8 protein-coding genes are annotated in these 6,980 nt (G+C 62.0%); 1 reads left to right on the top strand and 7 read right to left on the bottom strand.

Annotated elements, in window-relative coordinates; translation table 11 throughout:
* The 4 genes from VCB98_RS03665 to thiD all read right to left on the bottom strand — a co-directional run.
* The coding region (locus tag VCB98_RS03665; protein ID WP_346050543.1) for an amidohydrolase family protein at positions 1-704 on the bottom strand (704 nt) is incomplete at its 3' end.
* A gap of 191 nt (positions 705-895) precedes the next feature.
* Positions 896-2,173: a glutamate-1-semialdehyde 2,1-aminomutase gene (gene hemL / locus VCB98_RS03660; protein WP_346050542.1), complete on the bottom strand. Its 1,278-nt coding sequence runs from the start codon at positions 2,171-2,173 to the stop codon at positions 896-898.
* A 97-nt stretch (positions 2,174-2,270) separates the two neighbouring features.
* The gene (thiE, locus tag VCB98_RS03655; protein ID WP_346050541.1) at positions 2,271-2,915 is read right to left on the bottom strand and encodes a thiamine phosphate synthase; all 645 of its coding nucleotides are present in this window, start codon (positions 2,913-2,915) and stop codon (positions 2,271-2,273) included.
* A gap of 7 nt (positions 2,916-2,922) precedes the next feature.
* A complete protein-coding gene (gene thiD / locus VCB98_RS03650; protein WP_346050540.1) occupies positions 2,923-3,711 on the bottom strand; it encodes a bifunctional hydroxymethylpyrimidine kinase/phosphomethylpyrimidine kinase in 789 nt (262 codons plus the stop codon).
* Between the two features lie 116 nt (positions 3,712-3,827).
* Between thiD and rd the strand changes: the two genes are divergently transcribed.
* The gene (gene rd, locus VCB98_RS03645) at positions 3,828-3,992 is read left to right on the top strand and encodes a rubredoxin (protein WP_253443673.1); all 165 of its coding nucleotides are present in this window, start codon (positions 3,828-3,830) and stop codon (positions 3,990-3,992) included.
* 362 nt (positions 3,993-4,354) lie between these two features.
* On the opposite strand, the gene VCB98_RS03640 is transcribed toward rd, so the two are convergent.
* From VCB98_RS03640 to VCB98_RS03630, 3 genes are all read right to left on the bottom strand, one after another.
* The gene (locus tag VCB98_RS03640) at positions 4,355-5,290 is read right to left on the bottom strand and encodes a TraB/GumN family protein (protein WP_346050539.1); all 936 of its coding nucleotides are present in this window, start codon (positions 5,288-5,290) and stop codon (positions 4,355-4,357) included.
* Between the two features lie 87 nt (positions 5,291-5,377).
* The gene (locus VCB98_RS03635; RefSeq protein WP_346050538.1) at positions 5,378-5,998 is read right to left on the bottom strand and encodes a class II aldolase/adducin family protein; all 621 of its coding nucleotides are present in this window, start codon (positions 5,996-5,998) and stop codon (positions 5,378-5,380) included.
* Positions 5,995-6,762, bottom strand: coding sequence for a phosphodiesterase (locus VCB98_RS03630; protein WP_346050537.1), 768 nt, complete (start codon positions 6,760-6,762; stop codon positions 5,995-5,997). The genes VCB98_RS03635 and VCB98_RS03630 overlap by 4 nt, the downstream gene beginning before the upstream one ends.
* Positions 6,763-6,980 lie beyond the last annotated feature (218 nt).

The raw sequence follows: 6,980 nt of genomic DNA, 5'->3' as shown, positions 1-6,980 counted from the left end.
TCATCCACCAGTGCCCGCGGGTAGCGGTCCAGATGGTCGATACTGGCATAGCCCGCTTCCAGGGCCCGGTAAATACCCACATCCTCGGGTACATGCCCGGCGAAGGCCATGCCGAGTTCATTCGCTTCCTCGGCGATGGCGTCGAATTCCGCCCGGCCCAAACCGGGGTGAATCTTGAGAAAATCGTAACCGGCTTCCACCTGATCGCGGACCATCTCGCGGCCCGCTTCGGGGCTATCCACGCTATTGCCATTCAGGGATGGGCCCGAGGTGATCAGCCGGGGCCCCAGAAACTGGCCTTCCTCCAGGCCTTCACGGAGCTCCAGGTGCCAGGGTTCACCCAGCATGCCGCGAGCCAGGGTGACCCCATTGCTCAGATAAAGAAAAAGGATGTCTTCACGCAGTTGCATGGGGGCTTGCTCGCCCGGTACATGGGCGTGCATTTCGGCCAGGCCGGGCATCAGATAGCCGTTCCGGCCATCAATAAGCTGGATCCCGTCGTCGGCTTGCCAGTGTCCCGCGGATCGAATCTCGATGATCTGACCGTCCGAGATGCGCACCGCGCGGTCTCGTAGCACCCGCTCTTCATCCATGGGAATGATGTGCACCTGGTCTATGACGATATCCCGGTGTTCAGCGGCAGAACCGGGCCCGCCAAGCGCCATCAATATCAGGGCGATTATGGCCAAGAAAAAAGTTCGCATTGCTGACCTCCTCAGATCAGGGACTAGTCGGAGCATAGTCCTGGAATCCGTGAAAGTGAACGGCATTCCAGGCGCCGCGTATGGACGATCGGTTTCCTACAGCTGACGGCGATGGCCCGGGAAGGTTCCGCTGAGGTGGGGGCATGGCACTGTCCGTCCCCGGTGCTAGGGAACGGACAGTGCCCTGGAGATCAGGCGAGGCGGGTGAAGACCTGGCGGGCCGCATCCACGGTGCTGTCGATGTCCTCGTCACTGTGGGCGGAGGACAGAAAACCCGCCTCAAAGGCGGACGGTGCCAGGTAGATGCCCTGTTCCAGCATGCCATGGAAGAAGCGCTTGAAGCGGTCAATATCGCAGGCCTGGACCTGACTGAAGCGCTCCACCGGTTCTTCTTTAGTGAAGAACAGACCAAACATGCCGGGGACCTGGTTGATGCTGAGCGGAATGCCGGCATCGTCGGCGGCTAATTTGAGGCCACTGCAAAGCCGGCGGGTGCTGTCTTCCAGGCCCTGGTGAAAACCGGGTTCGCTGATGATGTCCATCATTGCCAGGCCGGCGGCCATGCCAAGGGGGTTTCCGGACAGGGTGCCGGCCTGATAGACAGGTCCCAGCGGCGAGAGATGCTCCATGATTTCCCGACGGCCGCCCACGGCGCCTACCGGCATGCCACCGCCCACGACCTTGCCAAGGGTAGTGACATCCGGCGTCACGCCGGCCCATTGCTGGGCCCCGCCGGGCGCCAGTCGGAAGCCGGTCATGACTTCGTCGAAGATGAGTATGGCGCCGTGTTCGGCGCAGATTTCCTTGAGTCCCTCCAGGAAACCGGCGATTGGGGGCACGCAGTTCATGTTGCCGGCAACCGGTTCGACAATAATGCAGGCGATTTCATCGCCCTTCTCGCGGAAGGCGGCGCGGACCGAATCCAGGTCGTTGAAGGGCAGGGTCATGGTCAGCTCGGCCAGGCCAGCGGGAACCCCGGGGCTGTTCGGCACGCCCTGGGTCAGGGCGCCCGAGCCGGCCTTGACCAGCAGGGAGTCTGAATGGCCGTGATAGTGCCCTTCGAATTTCACCACCCGGTCACGGCCGGTGTAGCCACGGGCCAGACGGATGGCAGTCATGGTCGCCTCGGTGCCGGAGTTGACCATGCGGACCCGCTCGATGGAGGGGACGATTTCGCAGATGCGCTTGGCCATCTCCGTCTCCACCTCGGTGGGAGCGCCGAAAGACAAGCCGCGGGTGGCTGCGCGTTGCACGGCCTCGATCACCTCGGGCCGGGAATGACCGCCAATCATCGGGCCCCAGGAACCCACATAGTCAATGTAGGCTCGGCCATCACTGGCATGGATGCGACTGCCCTGGGCACTTTCCACGAACAGGGGCTCGCCGCCAACGCCGGTGAAGGCTCGTACCGGTGAGTTGACGCCGCCGACGATGTATTGACTGGCTTTTTCCAATAGAGACTGGGTCATGGCAGATTCTTGTCTTTGTCAGATGGGTGGCTCTTGCGGGATTCTCAGGCCGCTTATCCTAACAGTTGCCCCGGCTTCCTACAGCTCCAGGTCGGGGTCATGACGGTTGCCGCTGCCGCCCCTGTTCAAAGGCCTGCTTCAATCGGGCGACATTCTCCCTCGGGTCCCCCGACCAGACGCTGCCAATGACAGCCACCAGGTCGGCGCCCGCGGCCGCGACACGATCCACATTGGCCGGTCCGATACCGCCGATGGCGCAGACGGGAGCAGGAAACTGGGCACTGGCAAGCTGCAACAGCGCCAGGGGAGCATGAACAGCGTTCGGCTTGGTGTCGGAGGGAAATATACTGCCGAAGGCCAGGTAATCGGCACCGGCCTGGGCAGCGGCCCTGGCCCGGTTCAGCTCGTTGTAGCAGGAGACCCCAATCAGCTTGTCTGGCCCCAGCTGCTGGCGCGCTGACTCCAATTGGCCGTCATCCCGGCCCAGGTGAACACCGTCGGCATCCACGGCTGCACAGAGCTCGACATCGTCATTGATGATCAGGGGGGTGCCATAGTCCCTGCATTGTGCCCGCAGTGCGAGTGCTCGCCGGTGCCGGGCGCTGTGATCATGGCTCTTGTCCCGGTACTGGATCATGGCCACCCCGCCTTGCAGGGCAGCTTCCACATCACTGAGCAGGCGCCCATCGTCCAGGCCGTCGTGATCGGTCAGCACATAGATGCCCGAGACAGGTATCGACATGGGCTGTTCAGCGCCCGGGCAGGCGATTGGGGATGTGTTGGCCCTTCCCGAGCCGCCAGCCCGAATGCAGGGCGCGCCAGGTCCAGTCCTGGGCCTGGCGTACGGCTTCAACTGCATCCTGGCCCGACGCCAATCTCGCGGCGATGGCCGAGGCCAGGGTACAGCCGGAGCCATGGTACTGGCCGGGAAGGCGATCCCAGCGGAAATCCTCGCGCCGACCTTCAGCGCCGAACAGGATATTGTCCACTGCCGGGGTGTCTTCGTCGGCACCCTTGTGCAGTACCCAGGGTGCGCCCAGTTCTAGCAGTGTGTCGGCCCGAGCCTGTGGGGTATCCGCCTCGGGTGCCAGTGCGCGGGCTTCGCTCGCGTTGGGTGTGACGACGGTGCTGATGGGAATCAATTGTTCTTTCAGAACCTGAATAAGATTCTCTTCGGCCAGCCGAGCGCCACCGGCGGCGACCAGCACCGGATCAAGGACCACGGGCAGTTCCGGATGGCTCTCCAGAACTTCGGCCACCGCTCGGCCGATCTCGGCATTGCCGAGCAGGCCCAGCTTGACCGCCGCTATCGGCAGATCATCCAGTACGGTGGCGGCCTGCTCCATCACCAGCTGGGGGTCGCTGACTTCCACCCGGTAGGCGTTGAGCGTGTCCTGTACGGTCAGGGCGGTGATAACCGGTGCCGGATGGCAGCCCAGAGCGCTAATGGCCTGGGTATCGGCGCACACCCCGGCGCCACCGGAGGGGTCATTGCCGGCAATGATCAATACAACAGGGGGTGTCGTGGTCGTTGTCATGCCGCCATTATAAGTCAGTCGGTACCGAACGGCGAAGTCCCGGGGCTTGGATGGGGCGCCGCTCCATGTGAGAATTGCCGCCTGTTCACGAGCCCAGTCAGGAGTGCAGATTCCCCATGAAAGCCTATATGTGCGTCATTTGCGGATATGTCTATGAAGAAGAAAAAGGGGACCCGGAGTCCGGTATTGAGCCGGGCACCAAGTGGGAAGATGTACCCATGAACTGGGTCTGCCCCGATTGCGGCGCGGGCAAGGAAGACTTTGAAATGATCGAGATCTGATCTGTCCTGAAGGGTTGCATCGGAGTATCTGATGCAACCCGGCATGACGGTTATTCAGGTCTTCAGATCGAGCTCTCTGCCGCCCCTCTGCCTGCCGACAGGCTTTATCGATAGACGGTTCGGCCTTTCCCGCTCCACGAAGTATTCCCTGCTTTTAGCAATTTGTAACGGACAGCGACGCGGTGCGTCAGATCCATTGCAGGCCGCCAGTATTGGCCCGGTGGCCTGCGTTGAGGAAGCGCGTAGTTACTTCCTGACCTCTCCCTGAGGAGGCGCTGTGAGCGTCGAATTGCCGGGAACCGAAGCGGTTCCCGGCTCTTTTTATGAATCCCTGATCAGGGGGGCCGTGACCAGCAGACGCTTTACTCGGCAGTCACCGACTTGGACTCGATTTGATAGCCGGCCTGGCGAAGCAGGTTAACCAGGCCCTCTTCACCCACCATGTGCAGGGCGCCGACCACCACGAAATAGTCCTGCTCGCCCTCGTCCAGGAAGCGGGTGATATCGTCCATCCAGTTGTGATTGCGATCGGTGACGATGCGCTCGTAGACCTCGGGATAGTCCTGGAAGTCTTCCAGCAGTGCATCTTCCAGCTCTCCCAGGCTGCCGGACTCCCAGGCACTGATCAGTGCCTCGATCTGCTCCTCCATGCCATCAATCTCTTCCAGCGTCTGCATGAGGAAATCAATCTGGGTTTCCTCGTCCAGCTCGTCGAAGAGGCTGATTTGAAATTGCAGGGTTTCCAGCTCGACGATGGATTTGTGCTTGTCGGCCGCCCGATTCAGGAAATAGGTTTCGACGCCGTGATCGGCGGTGTAGCCCATGCGTTCGAATTCGGTCACTGTCAGCACCAGGGCCAACAGCCAGGGTCGGAGCATGTTCATCTGCGACAGATCATAACCATTGGCACCGGCCAGCTCGGTCGCACGCTTATAGCGCTCCTCGCCCAGCACATCCTCCAGGGTGGTGCCTTCCGGGAGAAGGCCGGCATTGACCATCAGCTGCTGCTGAACCTGTGGGTCGATATTGACGATGTCGGTTTCCACCACCAGGTAAGGTGACTGTTCAAATGCCTCTTCCACCGCATCGGCCAGGGGATAGTGCTCCTCCGTCAGTACATGTACAGAGCCGAACAGCCAGACGGTGTTTTGTTCACCTTCCACCTTCCAGAAACTGGGGGCGGCCTCGGACAGATCGCTGTCTTCGGCAAGCAGACTCAGGGGAGCCAACATCAGGAGCAGGGCAAAAATCCAGGTCGCCCCGGTCAGGGCGCGGCTTAGGGGGTCTCGAAATTTCATGAACTCAACCTCCGGGTGAAGGGGAATAGGGCGGCGTTCCTCGCTGTTATTGTCCCGCCTTCTGGGAATACTTTCCAGCAAGACCAGTCAGTCGAGAATTCGTTCCAGGGGAATTCGTCCGGATTGCACAGCGATATAGGCGGTACGGGCGGATTGCTCCAGGGAGCAGCTCCACTTGTAGGCGCGATCCAGCGTCTCGCCCCGCGCGTATATGCCATGGCCGCGGACGATGCAGGCCGGGTGTTCACTCAGACAGTCGGCCACCAGCGCCGGGGCCTCCTCGACATAGCGTTCATAGGGTACATCCAGGACGGGCACACGGCCGAAGTAGAAACTGCCCTCGAAGTCCGGGGGAATGAAGTCACCCCCGCCCAGGGTCAGGCCGACCGCATGGTGGCCGTGACTGTGCAGCACCGCAGAGATGTCCTCCCGAGCAGCCTGGACCGCAAGGTGCAGGGTTGCATCCAGCGAGGCCCCGGAGGGCGGTTTCTCTCCGATCCGGCAGGCGACAAGTTCATCCGCGGTCAGCGTATCGGCGCAGGCCCCGGTGGGGGTAACCCAGATCTGGTTTCCGTCACGAACCGAAGCGTTGCCGCTGTGGCTGTCGTTGTAGCCGTGTCGTCTCAGCAGCTCGTAATAGAGGACCAGGGCCTCCTTGGGGCCGAGTGCCGACAGGGGGCGGCGCTGGGTCGGGTCCTGGGCGCTCATGAAGGCAGGTCAGCGGCCTGCAGCTGCACCAGCTCGTCGTCGATGCGGCCGGCGTCGTCGAGATAAAGAACGCGATAGGCGGGTGGGGCGTCGGGATCGATGGCGAAGTCCTCGCTGCCGGCCAGGAACTGGGCACAGGTGGAGGGTGTCCCCAGCAAGCGCAGGTGACCGTGGTATCCCTCCGAGGGCTGGTGAACATGGCCCCAGATCACGGCACGGGCATGTTCGTGGGCGCTGACTATCTCCAGCAGTTGGTCGCCATCCTTCAGGCCCACCCCATCCAGCCAGGGCGTGCCCACCGGTCGCGGTTGGTGGTGCACCGCCACGAGGGTGGGGCGAGGGCGGTTTGCCTTGAGCAGGCGGTCCAGCTCCGCGAGGCCGGACTCACCCACTCTGCCTGCCGGCGAGCCGGGAATGTGACTGTCCAACTGAATGACGTCCCAGGCACCCAGACTGACTCGGGTGTCCAGACGGAAGGGGGGCATGGTGAGGGTGCGGCGCATGATGTCCGGGTCATCGTGATTGCCCGGAATGCACAGGACGGGCACCTGGAAATCACCGAAATACTGAATGAAATGCCGGTAGGCTGCTTCGGTTTCCTGCTGGACCAGGTCGCCGGTCACCAGGATGGCCTTGGCGTCGGCATGGTGGTCCTGGACATGGTTCAGGACCTTGCGAAGGGTTTCACCGGTTCGTGTGCCGCGCAGTTCGCCATCGCCGTCGGCGAACAAGTGGGTGTCGGTGATCTGGAGAATCTTGTCCATTCGTTGCCGCCCGTCGTGCCCGCCCTGCATGGTGGCGGGAATGCCTCATTTCCCTGAGAGGGATTCCTCCGACCCTGTTCGGGGCAAGGGCCAAGCCCACAGTATTAAAGCTATCACAGCTATGATAGTTAGACTGTGAACCAGGCCTCAGTTTGCCGTTTTCAGTGGCCATGGTCATGGCCATTCAGGGCAATTTGTGGCCTCTGTGACCCAATCTG

Source organism: Natronospira elongata (assembly GCF_034931365.1).
In the GTDB taxonomy this organism is placed as follows: Bacteria; Pseudomonadota; Gammaproteobacteria; order Natronospirales; family Natronospiraceae; genus Natronospira; species Natronospira elongata.
Note: the sequence above shows the minus strand (reverse complement) of the source record. Positions and strands in the feature narration are given on the sequence as shown.